Annotated in this window: 13 protein-coding genes; 5 read left to right on the forward strand and 8 right to left on the reverse strand. The window is 69.5% G+C overall.

Annotated elements, in window-relative coordinates; genetic code table 11:
- Nucleotides 1-42: 42 nt before the first annotated feature.
- The 5 genes from EGT67_RS25485 to EGT67_RS18055 all read right to left on the reverse strand — a co-directional run bounded on the left by EGT67_RS25485 (nt 43) and on the right by EGT67_RS18055 (nt 4,919).
- Nucleotides 43-171, reverse strand: a complete 129-nt coding sequence (locus tag EGT67_RS25485) for a hypothetical protein (RefSeq protein WP_277750159.1) — start codon at nt 169-171, stop codon at nt 43-45.
- Nucleotides 172-275: 104 nt separating this feature from the next.
- The gene (locus EGT67_RS18040; RefSeq protein WP_127917462.1) at nt 276-1,679 is read right to left on the reverse strand and encodes an alpha/beta hydrolase domain-containing protein; all 1,404 of its coding nucleotides are present in this window, start codon (nt 1,677-1,679) and stop codon (nt 276-278) included.
- 118 nt (nt 1,680-1,797) lie between these two features.
- Nucleotides 1,798-2,946 (reverse strand): sulfotransferase family protein, encoded by a 1,149-nt coding sequence (locus EGT67_RS18045; protein WP_127917463.1) that lies wholly within the window; start codon nt 2,944-2,946, stop codon nt 1,798-1,800.
- 20 nt (nt 2,947-2,966) lie between these two features.
- Nucleotides 2,967-3,749: an SDR family oxidoreductase gene (locus EGT67_RS18050; RefSeq protein WP_127917464.1), complete on the reverse strand. Its 783-nt coding sequence runs from the start codon at nt 3,747-3,749 to the stop codon at nt 2,967-2,969.
- 3 nt (nt 3,750-3,752) lie between these two features.
- Nucleotides 3,753-4,919, reverse strand: coding sequence for a hypothetical protein (locus EGT67_RS18055; protein WP_127917465.1), 1,167 nt, complete (start codon nt 4,917-4,919; stop codon nt 3,753-3,755).
- 92 nt (nt 4,920-5,011) lie between these two features.
- Here EGT67_RS18055 and EGT67_RS18060 point away from each other — a divergent pair, with 92 nt between their 5' ends.
- From EGT67_RS18060 to EGT67_RS18080, 5 genes are all read left to right on the forward strand, one after another.
- Entirely contained in the window at nt 5,012-5,947 is a 936-nt protein-coding gene (locus tag EGT67_RS18060) for an IclR family transcriptional regulator (RefSeq protein WP_127917466.1), read from the forward strand.
- Between the two features lie 72 nt (nt 5,948-6,019).
- Nucleotides 6,020-6,973 (forward strand): sulfate adenylyltransferase subunit CysD, encoded by a 954-nt coding sequence (cysD, locus tag EGT67_RS18065; protein ID WP_127917467.1) that lies wholly within the window; start codon nt 6,020-6,022, stop codon nt 6,971-6,973.
- Nucleotides 6,973-8,826, forward strand: a complete 1,854-nt coding sequence (cysC, locus tag EGT67_RS18070) for an adenylyl-sulfate kinase (protein ID WP_127917468.1) — start codon at nt 6,973-6,975, stop codon at nt 8,824-8,826. The genes cysD and cysC overlap by 1 nt, the downstream gene beginning before the upstream one ends.
- Nucleotides 8,823-9,941 (forward strand): 3'(2'),5'-bisphosphate nucleotidase CysQ, encoded by a 1,119-nt coding sequence (locus EGT67_RS18075; RefSeq protein ID WP_127917469.1) that lies wholly within the window; start codon nt 8,823-8,825, stop codon nt 9,939-9,941. Before cysC ends, EGT67_RS18075 begins: the two co-directional genes overlap by 4 nt.
- Before the next feature lie 29 nt (nt 9,942-9,970).
- Nucleotides 9,971-10,225 carry a Rossmann-fold NAD(P)-binding domain-containing protein gene (locus EGT67_RS18080; protein WP_127917470.1) on the forward strand — a complete coding sequence of 85 codons (255 nt, stop codon included), beginning with the start codon at nt 9,971-9,973 and terminating at the stop codon, nt 10,223-10,225.
- A gap of 27 nt (nt 10,226-10,252) precedes the next feature.
- Here EGT67_RS18080 and EGT67_RS18085 read toward each other — a convergent pair whose 3' ends face one another.
- The 3 genes from EGT67_RS18085 to EGT67_RS18095 all read right to left on the reverse strand — a co-directional run bounded on the left by EGT67_RS18085 (nt 10,253) and on the right by EGT67_RS18095 (nt 14,435).
- Nucleotides 10,253-10,726: an SRPBCC family protein gene (locus tag EGT67_RS18085; protein ID WP_127917471.1), complete on the reverse strand. Its 474-nt coding sequence runs from the start codon at nt 10,724-10,726 to the stop codon at nt 10,253-10,255.
- Entirely contained in the window at nt 10,723-11,076 is a 354-nt protein-coding gene (locus tag EGT67_RS18090) for an ArsR/SmtB family transcription factor (RefSeq protein WP_127917472.1), read from the reverse strand. The genes EGT67_RS18085 and EGT67_RS18090 overlap by 4 nt, the downstream gene beginning before the upstream one ends.
- A gap of 65 nt (nt 11,077-11,141) precedes the next feature.
- A complete protein-coding gene (locus tag EGT67_RS18095; protein ID WP_127917514.1) occupies nt 11,142-14,435 on the reverse strand; it encodes an arabinosyltransferase domain-containing protein in 3,294 nt (1,097 codons plus the stop codon).
- Between the last annotated feature and the right edge of the window lie 40 nt (nt 14,436-14,475).

Here is a 14,475-nt window from a genome sequence, read left to right on the forward strand (position 1 = left end):
GGTTCCGTAGGGAACCCGGCCTTCGCACGTCGTGGGGGACGATCAGCTCAGGGCGCTTGCCACGTCGATCAGCTTCAGGATGGCGCTGACGACGTTGATGACGGCACTGAACGTGGTGATGATGTCCATGGGGGTCCTCTGGGAATGATGCTGAATGTGGCCCGACGCCACCGGCAGTAAAGCTAGCAGGCGTCCGGGCCCAGCGGTGAAGCCCCCGATCGGGCGCGAATGTTTGTTAGGTTAGGCGGTTCGGCGGTGGCCGAACCCGGTCCGGCTCAGTCTCCGACGTGCGCGACACGCGCCGCGGCCACGAGCGCACGACCGTCCTCGAAGCGGAGGAATCCGCCCGCCACCGCTCGATCGGTCGCGTCCGCGAACCGGCTGAGGTACGTACCCCGATCCGGGTACAGCGATGCGAGGGTGTCCGCATCCAGCGGAACGGTGGCACCGTTGTTGGGGACGTGCGTGGTCTCGCCGGTCAGGGTGGCGACCGGGACGTCGACCTGCGGCGTGCGCACTCCGCCGCGGGCGTTGCCGAAGTGGTCACGGACGATGCCGGCGTCCGTCGTCTCGATGGGATCCGTGGACGCGGGCGCGATGCCGTCGGCAACCCAGGTGCGGAGCGCGCGCAGCGCCGAGGACACCACCTGTGCCTGCGGTCCGTCGTTGACGATCGGGATCACGGCGCTCAGGTCGCGGACACTGCCGAACTGTGCGGTGTACTGCGAGTGGAGGATTCGCAGCGCGTGGGCGTCGGAGTGCGCGGTACCGGCGATCTCCCAGGTGCGGATCCGGTCGGTGTCGGGTTGGCGGGCCGCGACGAACGACCGGGGGCCCGCCCCGCCGCCGAGTTCGAAGAGTTCGGTCTCGGTGATCGCCTGGAAGACGGGCACGTCCAGGTCGGTGCGGACACGGGCGGGAGCGACCACCGCGACTCCGTCCGGCCCGTCGAGCTTCGGCAGGCCGGTGCCGGATCCGATCGGCGCCCCGAAGCCGGCACGGCTGTGGACGAAGAATCCGTCGAACACCCGGGTTCTCGGATGAATTGCGTTGACGTAGGTGAGCATTCGCATCGCCGACTGGGACTGGCCCGCCGCGAGGAGGCGTTCGACCGTCCGTCCGGCGAGCGGGTCGGCGCCCCGAGGCGCGCGCAGCGCAGCGCCGGCCTGGGAGAAGATGTCGTACGAGTAGGCGTCGCCCGGGTGGTGCAGCGGGCCGTACCGCTGCGGATCCCACGCCTTGAGCCCGACGACGTCCGGGCCCAGGGGGCTGCCGCCGGTGCTGTTGACACCGGCGGCCTGGGCGGAGACGCCCACCCACGCGTACCCCTGCAGCAGTTCGGGATGCATGTATCCGAACTCGACATCGACGTCGACGTTGCCGCTCACGTTCAACCACTCGACGACGACCGTGCCGTTGAACCGCTCCGGGTCCCGCGGCGCCCGCACGAGAAGTCGCGTGCGGTACGGCGCCTGTCCGGCTTCGGCGACCGCCCAGCGCCCGTCCGCCTCCCACGTGCCGTCCTCGCGGAACGCGGTGGCGGTGCCGCTGAGGAAGAACTCGTGTTCCGTGTACCCGTACGCGGCCAGGTCGACCGACGTGGCGGTGGCGGGGGTGTCGTGCATCCCCTCGGGGAGTTGGCGGCGGTCGGTGTCGAATTGTCTTGCGTGCAGGAACATCCGGATCGAGCCTCTCTGACAGGGGACTGCGCCGTTGCAGGCCCCATGACAGGAGACCTTGCCCGAAATGTGTCCGCGATCACAGTAGGGTCTCGGTGGGTGGGACGTCTTTCTCGGTTCAGCCGCCCGCGTAGTCCCCGAAACGCTCGTCCACTTCCTCGGCCGTGAGCCCGTACTCCTCGAGCGTGTACTTGTGCGCCGGCTTGCGGTTGCCCGAGCGGCTCTCCGCGTGCATGTCCTCCATCGCGCGGTGCGCCTGCTCCGACAGCGGGATCGAGAAGTGCGAATAGACCTTCTCGACCGTGCCCAGGGGATCGGCGACGAAGTCGCGGTAGTCGACGTCGATGAACTGCGCCGGATCATACTTCGCCCGCGCCGCCGTGAAGTCCTCGAGCCCGCGCGCCCACAGGTCGAGCTGGCTGCGGCCGATGACCTCGCCGCGGAACTTGTTCGACCAGCCCTCGGTGGCCTGCTCGGCGAGGCTGCACATCGACGGGACGAGCGTGCGCACCGGCCGGTGCGTCTGGATGATCAGCGCGTCCGGGTACACGGCCATCAACTCGTCGAGCGCGAACAGGTGGCTCGGGTTCTTGAGGACCCAGCGCCGGTCCTGGTCGTGCAGGCCGATCAGCTGCAGGTTCTTCCGGTGCCGCTCGTACGCGTTGGTCCAGTCCTGGCCCTCGAGCCACTTCGAGTACGTCGGCAGGTTCGCCAGGCACTCGTACGACACCGACTTGAAGGTCTGCCGCAGCAGCTGCCAGCACTCCTCGACCTCGCCGGCCGACATGTAGTGCACGCCCATGAACTCGGGATGCTCCACGTGGTGCTTGCTGAACTGCTGCTCGATCGCCTGGAACACCGGGTTGGATTCCCAGGTGTCCCGGGGCGGGCGCGGCTGCGGCATCTCGGTCAGCCACATCTCGAGGCCCTGGTGCGCCGGATCCACGGTGAGCAGCCGGTGCAGCGCGGTGGTGCCGGTGCGCGGCAGGCCGGTGACGAAGATCGGTCGCTCGATCCGCACGTCGGCGTGTCCGGGGTGCTGCTTCCAGGCGGCCTCGGACAGCAGGCGTGCGACCAGGGCACCGCGCAGGAAGACGCGGGAGATCTTGCTGCCGAAGGGGGTGAGGTCCTCGTCCCGCGCGTACGAGTCGAGCAGGACCCCGAGCGCCTCGGTGTAGTCGTCGGCGCCGAAATCGTCGAGTCCGGTCATCCGGGTCGCGGACGCGTGCAGGTCCTCGACCGTGCCGACGGTGGTGCGTTCAGTCATGGTGCTCCTTCAGCCCGGCTCTAGTGGTGGAACTCGCCGCAGTTGACGTCGAGGCACTGGCCGGTGATCGCGCTGGCCATCGGGGAGGCCAGGAAGATCACCGCGTCGGCGACCTCGTCGGTGGTCGGCAGGCGCTTGAGGTCGCTGTTCGCCGCGGTGTGCTCGTAGATCTGGTCGACGGTGATGCCGAACTTCTCGGCCTGGTGCTCGAAGTACTTCTTCAAGGTGTCGCCCCAGATGTAGCCGGGGGCGACGGAGTTGACCCGGATGCCCTGCGGACCCAGTTCGGTGGCCAGCGACTGCGACATCGCCAGCAGCGCCGACTTGGCGAGCTTGTAGCTGCCGTAGCGCTCCTGCGAGTGCCGCAGCACCATCGAGTTCACGTTCACGACCGCACCCTTGGACTCGGCGAGGACCGGCGTGAACAGCTGGGTCAGGCGCAGCGCGCCGAGCACGGTCAGCTCGATCGCGTCGCGGATGTGCTGGAAGTCGGTGCGGCCGAACGGCTTCATCGACGGAACCGTGAACGCGTTGTTGATCAGGCCGTCGACCCGGCCGTAGGCGTCGGTGGTGGCGGCCAGCAGGTGTGCGGCCGAGGCGTCGTCGGTGATGTCGGTCGACACGGTCACCGCGCGTCGGCCCAGATCGGTGACCTCCTTGGCGACCTCGTCCAGTCGCGACTGGGTGCGGGCGGCCAGCACCAGGTCGGCGCCGGCCTCCGCGCAGCGCAGAGCGAGGGTGCGGCCCAGCGCCGGTCCCACACCCGAGATGACGATTACCTTGTCCTGCAGAAGATTTGTCATGTTCTACCCCAGCATCCGGTCGGCGACGGCGGCTTGGCGCGCCGCGATGCGGGCGGCGAAGTCCTCCGGCGTGATCTTGTTGTTTTCGTGGAACGGCAGTTTGGCGGGAATCTCGTCGAACTTCACGACCTCGACGGTCGGGCCGTCCTCGGGCGTGTACTCCCGTGACGTCCGCTGCCACCGGAACTGCAGGTAGCCGCGGGGATGGCCGAGTGCCTCGAGCCAGTTGGTGACGCCCGGGTTCCGCTCGCTCAGGACCATGCGGATCATGCCGTCCGGATCGACCTGTGCCTGAGCGTTGTTCAGCGACGTCTGGTGGCTGATGTAGTCGAGCGAGATGTACCAGAGGCTGCCCAGCTGGAAACCCTGGTACGGCGCATCGGATTTCGGGACGGTGATGATCATCGCCTCGTCGTCGGCGAGTTCGTAGTGCCCCACGGACGAGTACTGCGTGGCCAGGCCGCCCGGGGTGAGCCGCGGTGCGGTGATCGTGTTGACCGGCAGGTTGTCGTAGAACCACTGCGGGAACTGCAGCCACGTCTTGACCCGGCTGACCAGCGCCTTGCCGGCGCGGGCGAAGCGCTTCTCGGTCTCTTCCTTCGTCAGCGGCGGCACCGGGACGCCGATGCGGTCGGCGCGCTCGATCCGAATGGTGCCGCGCTTCTGGCTCCAGTCGCTGTAGACCTCGCGCACCACCAGCTGGCTCGAGCCGGGGGCGAGCGTGAAGTGGTTGCGGCGTCCGTCGGCCGGTCCGGGCCCGAACGTGGCGACGAACGTGCCGTCGTCCTCGATGTGCAGTTCGCGGTCGTCGAAGGCGATCTCGCTGCCGGGGACGTTCGCGTTGGTGTAGTTGCCGCTGAGCACCTGGAAGCTGAGGTCGGCCGTGGTGCCGCGGGTGCCGGTGACGATGTACTCGGCGTCGTCGTTGATCCGGGCGCCCCAGTACAGGGTGTCGGGGTTGTCCAGCCCCATCTTCGTGAACGGGCCCGTGCCCTGGATGAAGAACGGGTGGGTCTTCTCGGTGGCCCAGGCCGCGTGCACGGTCGCGAGGATGCCGCCCGCGAGGTACTGCATTCCCTCCAGTAGGTCCTGCTCCGACCGGATGTGGGGGGCGCTCTCGACGAGCTTCTCGGCCTCGGCGATGGCCTCGGCCAGTGGATCCGTCAGCACATCTTGCTCCTTCGATCCAGTGGTACAAATATGTACCTGAGTGGTAGATCAAGCGTTGATCAGACGATAGAACGTGTTTCAAGGAGTGGTCAATGACTACTGGGATTGCCGAAGCGGGCGAGCCGAGCGGACGCCGGTCCCCGCCGACCGAGCGGGTGGTCCAGGTGCTCGACTTCCTCGTCGCCCGCGAGGAGCAGCGCTTCGGCCTGTCCGAACTGGCCCGCGCGCTGTCGATCAGCAAGCCGACCTGCCTCGGCATCCTCTCGGAACTCGTGTCGGGCGGATACCTCACCCGCGACCCCGTCTCGAAGACCTACGGACTCGGTCCGGCGCTCATCGCCGCGGGGCGCGCCGCGCAGCGCGGATTCGCCGTCGGGCCGATCGCGCGGGCCCAGCTCGACAAGCTCGCCGCCGAGTTCGGTGCGGTGTGCACGGCGTCCGCGGTGGTGGGCGACCAGGTGATGATCCTCGAGACCGTCGCCCCGCCGGGGATGACGCTCGGCCGCACCGCCGCCCGGGCGGGTCAGTCGTACCCGTTCGCGCCGCCGGTCGGCCTCATGTACGTGATCTGGGGCGGTGACGACGAACTCGAGGCGTGGCTGCGCCGGGAACCGGCGCTGCCGGTGGTGCTCGACCGCGACCTGCTGCGGCGCGTCGTCGACGACTGCCGTCGGGCCGGATACCTCGTCGAGCGGCTCACTCCCGTCGGCCGCAAGCTCTTCTCGCTCATGGCCGGTGTGGCAGGGCGGGATCTTCCGGCCGAACTACGCGAGCTGATCGGCGAGATGGTCTCCAGCCTCGGCGAGCGCGTCTACCTCCACAGCGAGACGGAGGACGACGTCGAGTACCCGGTGAGCCTGATCGCCGCGCCCTGCTACGACGCCGACGGCCGGCAGTCGCTGGTGCTGACCCTCGACGTCGGCGGGGCGATCAGCGGCGCGGAGATCGCCCGGCGCGGCGCTGCGCTGGTGGCGGCCGCGGACGCGGTCACTGCCGAGGTCGGCGGGCGCCATCCGTCGAGGCGTTGACCGGCGGGTGGAACGCGTTCTATTCTCGCCTCACAGTCAGTATGCGTACCGAGTCGGTACAAAAATGTACCGATGCGTCGATCCGCCGAGGAGCTGCGCGTGACACCCCTGACATCCCCGCCCGCCTACGAGCTGTCGCACCTGCAGGCGCTCGAGGCCGAGGCGGTCCACATCTTCCGCGAGGTCGCCGCGACCTTCGAGCGTCCCGTCCTGCTGTTCTCCGGCGGCAAGGACTCGGTGGTGATGCTGCACGTCGCGGCCAAGGCGTTCTGGCCGGCGCCGCTGCCGTTCCCGGTGATGCACGTCGACACCGGCCACAACTTCGACGAGGTCATCGAGTTCCGGGACCGGACCGTCGAACGGCTCGGCCTCCGGCTCGTGGTCGCGAGCGTCGAGGACGACATCGCGGCGGGACGGGTCGTCGACGAGACCGGCCCGCGGGCCAGCCGCAACCGCCTGCAGACGCATTCGCTGCTGCGCGGCATCCGGGAGAACAGGTTCGACGCGGTCTTCGGCGGCGCCCGGCGCGACGAGGAGAAGGCCCGCGCCAAGGAGCGGGTGTTCAGCTTCCGCGACGAGTTCGGGCAGTGGGATCCCAAGGCCCAGCGCCCCGAACTGTGGAACCTCTACAACGGGCGGCACCGGCGCGGCGAGCACATCCGGGTGTTCCCGCTGTCGAACTGGACCGAGCTCGACATCTGGCAGTACATCCTCGAGGAGGAGATCGCACTGCCGTCGATCTACTACGCGCACCGTCGTCCGGTCGTCGAACGCGACGGAATGCTGCTGGCGCACACGCGGTTCCTGACCCTGCTGCCGGGAGAGGAGCTGCGCGAGGAGCTGGTCCGGTTCCGGACCGTCGGCGACGCGACGTGCACGGGCTGTGTCGAGTCGTCGGCCGCCACCGCCGCCGAGGTCGTCACCGAGGTCGCGGCGAGCCGGATCACCGAACGGGGCGCGACCCGCGCCGACGACCGGATCTCGGAGGCCGGCATGGAGGATCGTAAGAAGGAGGGCTACTTCTGATGGTGCACACCCGACAGCTCCTCCGCGTCGCGACGGCGGGCAGCGTCGACGACGGCAAGTCGACGCTCATCGGCCGCCTGCTGTACGACTCGAAGTCGATCTTCGAGGACCAGCTCGAGGCGGTCGAGCGCAGCAGCCGCGAGCGCGGCACCGAGTACACCGATCTGGCGCTGCTCACCGACGGGCTGCGGGCCGAGCGCGAGCAGGGGATCACGATCGACGTCGCGCACCGGTACTTCGCGACGCCGCAGCGCAAGTTCATCATCGCCGACACCCCCGGCCACGAGCAGTACACGCGCAACATGGTCACCGGCGCCTCGACCGCCGACCTGGCGCTGATCCTCGTCGACGCCCGCAAGGGCGTGCTCGAGCAGACGCGCCGGCACGCCTTCCTCTCGACGCTGCTGGGGATCCCGCACCTGGTGTTGTGCGTCAACAAGATGGATCTCGTCGACTGGTCGCAGGAGCGGTTCGAGGAGATCAAGGACGAGTTCGGGCAGTTCGCCACCAAGCTCGACGTGCACGACCTGACGTTCATCCCGGTGTCGGCGCTCAAGGGCGACAACATCGTCACCCGCACCGAGAACATGCCCTGGTACGAGGGCTCGTCCCTGCTGCACCACCTCGAGGAGGTGCACATCGCGTCCGACCGCAACCTCATCGACGCGCGGCTGCCCGTGCAGTACGTGATCCGGCCGCAGCGGCAGACCGACGCCGAACTGCACGACTTCCGCGGCTACGCGGGCACCGTCGCCAGCGGCGTGTTCAAGCCCGGCGACGAGGTCGTCGCGCTGCCGTCGGGCTTCACGTCGACGATCTCGGCGATCTGGGGGCCGGGCGGCGAGCCCGTCAAGGAGGCGTTCGCGCCGTCCGCCGTGTGCGTGCAGTTGGCGGACGACCTCGACGTCAGCCGCGGGGACACCCTCTGTCGGCCCAACAACCGGCCGCTCGTCGGCCAGGAGCTCGACGCGATGGTCTGCTGGCTCACCGAGCAGTCCTCACTGGGCCCCGACGCGCGCTACACGGTCCTGCACACCACCCGCTCCACGAAGGCGCAGGTGGTGCGCCTCGACTACCGGCTCGACGTCAACACGCTGCACCGCGACGAGACCGCACAGTCGCTCTCGCTCAACGAGATCGGACGCATCCAGCTCCGCACCCAGCAGCCGCTGCTGTTCGACCCGTACCGTCGCAACCGGGTCACGGGCAGCTTCATCCTCGTCGACGACACGACGGGCAACACCGTCGCCGCCGGCATGATCACCGGACCCACGCTCAAGGAATCGAAGGTGGTGTGGCATGCGGCGGCCGTGTCCCGTGACGAGCGTGCCACCCGCGGCGCCACGGTGTGGCTCACCGGGCTGTCCGCGTCGGGGAAGTCCACCGTCGCGGTCGAACTCGAACGGCGACTCGTCGCGGCGGGGATACCCGCGTACCGGCTCGACGGTGACAACCTCCGCCACGGGCTCAACGCCGACCTCGGGTTCAGTGCCGAGGACCGGGCCGAGAACGTCCGGAGGGTCGGTGCCGTCGCGCAGTTGATCGCCGACGCGGGTCTGGTGGCGGTCGCCTCGCTCATCAGCCCGTACCGGGACGATCGGGACCGAGTACGCCGCCTGCACGAGGAGGCGGGACTGCCGTTCGTCGAGGTGTTCGTCGACACGCCGATCGAACAGTGCGAGGCGCGCGATCCCAAGGGCATGTACGCCAAGGCCCGAGCGGGGGAGATCACCGGCTTCACCGGCGTCGACGACCCCTACGAGACGCCCGAGAACGCCGAGTTGGTGCTGCGGCCCGAGGACGGCGACCCGGTCGCGCAGGCCGCCATGATCATGGAGTATCTGAACCTGTGACCACCGACGCCGAACTGGCCGCCGACCTCGCCGCTCGCGCTGGCGACCTGCTGCTCGGGATCCGGGCCCGCGAGCTGGGGGAGACCCCGCTGGACAAGGCGGCGGCCAAGGAGCTGGGCCGCCGCGGCGACAAGGCGGCCGACGCCCTGCTGCTCGAGGGGCTGGCCGCCGCCCGCCCCGGTGACGCCGTGCTGTCCGAGGAATCCGTGGACGATCCTGCGCGCCTGGATAATCCGCGAGTCTGGATCATCGACCCGCTCGACGGCTCCCGCGAGTACGGCCTGGCCGGACGCGCCGACTGGGCCGTGCATGTCGCGCTGTGGGAACGCGGCGCCGGCATCACCGCGGCCGCCGTCGCGCAGCCCGCGCTCGGCGAGGTGTACGTGAGTGGGACCGCACGAGCGGTGCCCTCGAACCGGGCGCGTCCCCGAATTCTGGTGAGCGACAGCCGACCTCCCGAGTTCGTCGACGCGCTCGCACGGCACGTCGACGGCGACGTCGCGCCCATGGGTTCGGCGGGTGCGAAGGCCATGGCGGTACTGCGCGGTGACGCCGACGCCTACGTGCACGCGGGCGGGCAGTGGGAGTGGGACTCGGCCGCCCCGGTGGGTGTCGCACTCGCGGCGGGGCTGCACTGCTCCCGCATCGACGGCGCACCCCTGCGGTACAACGAGTCGCACCCGTACCTGCCCGACCTGCTGATCTGTCGCCGGGACCTCGCGGTACCCCTGCTCGCGGGGATCGCCGAACTGACCGCGGCGGCCACGCACGACAGCCCGCGGGTGGCGATGGCGCGCGAGTACATCGGTTCGCTCGTCACGCACGATGCGAGCAAGGTGCGCCTCGCCCGGCACTGCCATCGGTACGAGAACGGGCAGCGCACAGGCGATTCCGGCGACGAGATCCGCGCGATGCTCGAAACCGGCGGTCAGTACCGCCCGATCAGCGGGGTGCGCGACCTCGAGTTCCGCGAGTGGGGCTCCGACGTCGTGGCGAGGTTCCTGCTCGACATGAACACCGGGCGCGACACGCTGACCGTCGCGATCACCGAGCACTTCTCGATCCCCAGTGCGGAGATCGACTCGATCACCGCGATCATCGAGCCGCAACCCTAGAGTCCGGGCTGAGCGGTAGGGTCGCCCGCGTGGCATTCGATGACGATGAACGGGCGGCCCTGCTGGCATTGAAGGGTGTCGGGCCCACCGTGGTTCGACGGCTCGAGGAGATGGGCCACGACAGCTTCGACGCGTTGCGGTCCGTGCACGCCGACGACATCCTCGACGCGGGGTCCGCGATCACCGGGTCGACCTGCTGGCGCAACAGTCCGCAGGCCCGGGCCGCGGTCGCCGCGGTCCTCGAGCGAGCACACCGGGATCGACCGGAGTCCGCGGCCCCGTAGTCGGCCCGGTGTGGACGGAAGCTGCGCTCAGGCTGATGCGGACTCCGATTCGAGGGCGGCGCCGAGCGCGTCGAGCAGCAGTTCGGTGCCCTCCTCGCGGGATCCGGCGTCGTCATAGCCGTCGAGGTACGCGCCCTGCTCCGTCATCACCAGGCGGGTGCCGTCGCCCGCCGGGAAGAACTCGATGGTGGCCAGGGACACCGAGATCCGGACGTCGTCCATGTGCATGTCGTAGCTGTAGACGATCCGCTCGTTGGGGACGATGTCCTGGTAGAGCGACGAGAACGAATGCACGGGGCCACCTTTCGGTCCGCCGGCCACGGTCTCGCGGCCGCCCACACGGAAGTCCATCGCGGGTTCGTCCGAGATCCACTCGTCGGGGTGGGTGAACCAGCGGGCCTTCGCTTCCGGATCGGCGAAAGCGTGGAAGACCCGCGCGGGGCTCGCGTCGTAGACGCGTTCGACGACGAACGTGGAATGTGTGACCGATCGGCTGCTCATGGCAACTCCTTGGTTTCGGGTGCTACGTCGGTCTCGGCGAGATACTCGCCGAGTCGGTCCAGGCGGCGCTCGAGACTCGTGCGCCGCCGAGCGATCCACTGCCCGGCCCCGTCCAGCGCATCCGGCACCAGGTGGCACGTCCGGGTGCGACCGACCTTCTCCGACCGCACCAGTCCGCTGGCCTCGAGCACCTGAAGGTGCTGCACGACGGCCGGCAGTGACATGTCGAGCGGAGCCGCGAGTTCGCTGACCGATGCCGGCCCGCGGCTGAGTCGCTCGACCATTCCGCGCCGACTCGGATCCGACAGTGCGTGGAACACCTGGTCCAGTGGTGCGGAATACTTAAGCACGTCCTTAAGTATTCTCGAATGTCAGGTGAAGTCAAGACCCGAACGGCGAAACGCTGGTCGAACCGTCAGAACCGCAGCACCATCGGCCCCGGGTTCCACAGACCCGAGCGACGCTCGGTGACGAGCGTGACCTCCGCCGGCATCGCAGACTCGTCCCGAGGTGTGAACTCCTCGATCGCGCCCCAGTCCTGTCGCCAGTCGTGATTCAGGTACGAGGGGATCGTCCGCGCCGTCAGCAACTGATCGGTCCAGCCGAGCGGTCCGCCGCCGAAGTGGTCCTGCCACAGATTCGTCGAGACCGCACCGCCGCGGTCGGGGAGGATGCGGTACTGCGGCACCTCCGCGACGCCCTCGTGATGCGTGAACGGCTGCTGACACGGGAACTGGAGCCCCACGGCCCAGTCCGCCAACACCGGGGTGTCCGAGCCGACGACGTCGTTCAACGTCCGGGTCTGCGGGACACGCGGGGGAGTGACCGCGAGCCACTGGTCCGGGTCGCGGTTGTCGTCGGAGGCGACCAGGCGGACCGCGTCGGCCTCCGCGGGCAACTGATCGAGCGGCACCCGCAGATTCCGCCACGACGGGGCCGGACCGATGTCGAGCGGGGCGGCCCGTCCGAGCACCGCCACCGATCCGTCGGGCTGCCGGACGCCGTACTCGACCTCGAGAGTCTGGCCGGGCGTGACGATGCCGTCGGGATCGACGGACCGGATCCGACCGGCGGCCGCGATCGAGACGATGTCGCCGCGCGAGCCGTCGTCTCCGACGGCCGGCAGCCCGTACCAGCCGCTGACCAGCGACGCCGGGGTCTGCTCGCCGCGGCTGTAGCTGCCCAGCACGGGGGTCGTGGCGGGGTCCAGCCCGTACGGCAACGCGACCGTGCTGCCGTTGATGCCGACCGCTCCCTCACCGCCGCCCGTTCCGGCCACGGCGTCCGTCGACGTCGGCGTCGTGTCGGAATCGACGAGATTCGCCGCGCCGGTCGCCGCCGTGCCGGCGTCGGCACTGAGATCCGACGCGACGCCGTTCGGCGTGAATCCGGTCGCCGCCTCACCACCGAGCGCGGTCACGACGTTCCCCGAGAGCGGTTGCAGCATGGACGCGTTCGGGTCGGTCTCCAGCAGCACGTCGTTCGCGAGCCCGCAGTTCTGACCCCGCAGTGCGTCGAAGTTGGAACGAGCCAACGAGTAGGCCGGGTACTGGGACACCGCGCCCTTCGCGAGCGAGAGCACCTCGAAGAGCACCACCGCGGCCGCGGCGATCGTCAACGGTGGGAGCGCCCACACCCACCGGGTGCGGGAACCCGGCGCGGGAACCCGGGACTCGCGCACATGGCACCAGGCCGCCACTGCGAGCATGAGGAGCGCGCCGCCGAACAGCAGGGTTGCGGCGCCGGTACCGGCGATCGACGGCGGCTTGTCCCACCACGGCACACCCCAGGCCGACACGTACCAGTAGTTGTTGGTTCCGGTGAACGACATCGCCATGACGAACAACACCGCGGCCGCGAACAGTGCCCGGTTGCGCGGCGAGCGCAGCACCGCCGTGCTCACGGCGACTGCGGTCAGCACCGCCAACGCGCCTGCGAGGCCGGCGAAGACGCCGAGATGGTGCGTCCACTTCGTGGGCGTGAACATCATCAGCGCGACGGCGCCGAGCGTGACCCCGACGATCCGGCGCGACGGACCGGCCGCCATGCCGGGAACGCGCCCGCCCTTGCGCAGCATCGCCAGGATGCCGACCAGGAGGCCGAGGAACATCACGAAGATGCCGAACCGTCGCGAGAGCGAGCCGTCGGCCGTGTAGTTCAGCAGCCACTGGTAGCGCAGGTACTCGGTGAACCACTTCTCGTTGGGGCCGCCCGCGACGTGCGCGTCCTGCATCGTCGGGACGATCGCGAGTGTCTGATCGCCGAAGATCGCCACGAGGATCGCCGTGCCGGACGCGACCAGCGGCAGCAGGAGCGCGGCGTAGCCGACGGTCTTCGCGCGAGCGACGAGGATCCGCAGCAGGGGCCCTATTCCGGCGAGCAACGCTGCGAAACAGATGATGCCGGAGGGGCCGACCGAGAGGGTCGCGGCCGCGACGAGGATCGCGACCGCCGCAGGCAACAGGCGCCGGGTCGCGATCGCGCGCTCGACCGAGCACCAGGTGAGCAGCACCCCGGCCGCGACGATCGGTTCGGGCCGCAGGCCGTTGTTGTACGGCAGCCACACCGCGAGGAACGCCAGCGCGCCGGTCCACAGGGCGATCCTGCTGGTGCGGGCCGCGACACCCAGTCTCGGCACCACCTCGCGACTGAGCACCAGCCACGTCGCGATGCCGGCGAGGAGGGCGGGCAGGCGCACCCAGATGCTCGCGCTCCAGACGTCGTCGAGCAGGCCGAAAATGTAGTAGTACGGAGTGCCGAACGGCGTCTCGGGAACAGCGAAGTAGCGGAAGTAGTTCGACATGTAGCCGGACGACTGCGCCGAGCGGGCCATCGTGTACTGATAGCCGTCGTCGGCGGTGGTCGCGCCGATGAAGTGCCACAGCACGAGCGTCCCGAGGACGACCCCGTCGGCGACGCCGAAACGCCACCAGCGGGCCGGCAGGAAGCGTCGGGCACGGCGGCCGTCGGAGCAGTCGAGTCGGTGCAGCGCAACCAGACTCACGAGTGTCGCGAGGACGGCCATGATCATCGCGACGAGCTTGATCGGTGTCGGCGACGAGGAGAAGCGCGAGTCGATCTCGGCGTTCACCTGCAACCCGGCCGGGGCGGCGCCGTCGAGATCACTGAAGACGCCGACCATCTGGGGGCGGAAGTCGCCGTCGAGAGTCTTGGACGGAATCGCCTCGGCTGCCGGAGATCCGGTGACCGATGCGACGGTCCGGGTGGCGTCCGAGGAGATCGTCACGGCGCAGTCGGCGCCGGTGAGTTCCGACAGGGGAGCGGAGAACAGTGCGGTGTCGCGCAGGATCACCTCGAGCCGCGCGGGCGAATCCCCGGACGCCGCCACGGTCTTCGCGATCAACCCGTAGCGCTCCGCTCCTGGTGCACCCGCCGGCATCGTGGCCGCCACGAAGCCGCCGTTCTGGAGACGCTGCGCCGCCGAACACGGGATCCGGGCATCGAGCGTCAGCGGCGCGTACGCCACCAGTGGCGCCTCGACGCTGGCCGTGACACCGTTCTGCGGCCACGACAGGGAAGCCTGCTGCTGATCGACCGGGAGCAACGGAATCGCCACCGCCGACAGCACACCGATCACCGCCGCGACGATCGCGATCACGCGCGCCCGCGCGAGCCCCCACCACCCCGGGCGTGCCGGTTCGGCGCGCCGTGTCGGATCTCCTGCGGATGTTTGCTCCGCCCCCACCATGCTCTCGACCACGAGAAGCGATGGTAACGGCAATCACACC

The sequence above is a fragment of the Prescottella agglutinans genome (genome assembly GCF_004011865.1).
Lineage (GTDB): Bacteria > Actinomycetota > Actinomycetes > Mycobacteriales > Mycobacteriaceae > Prescottella > Prescottella agglutinans.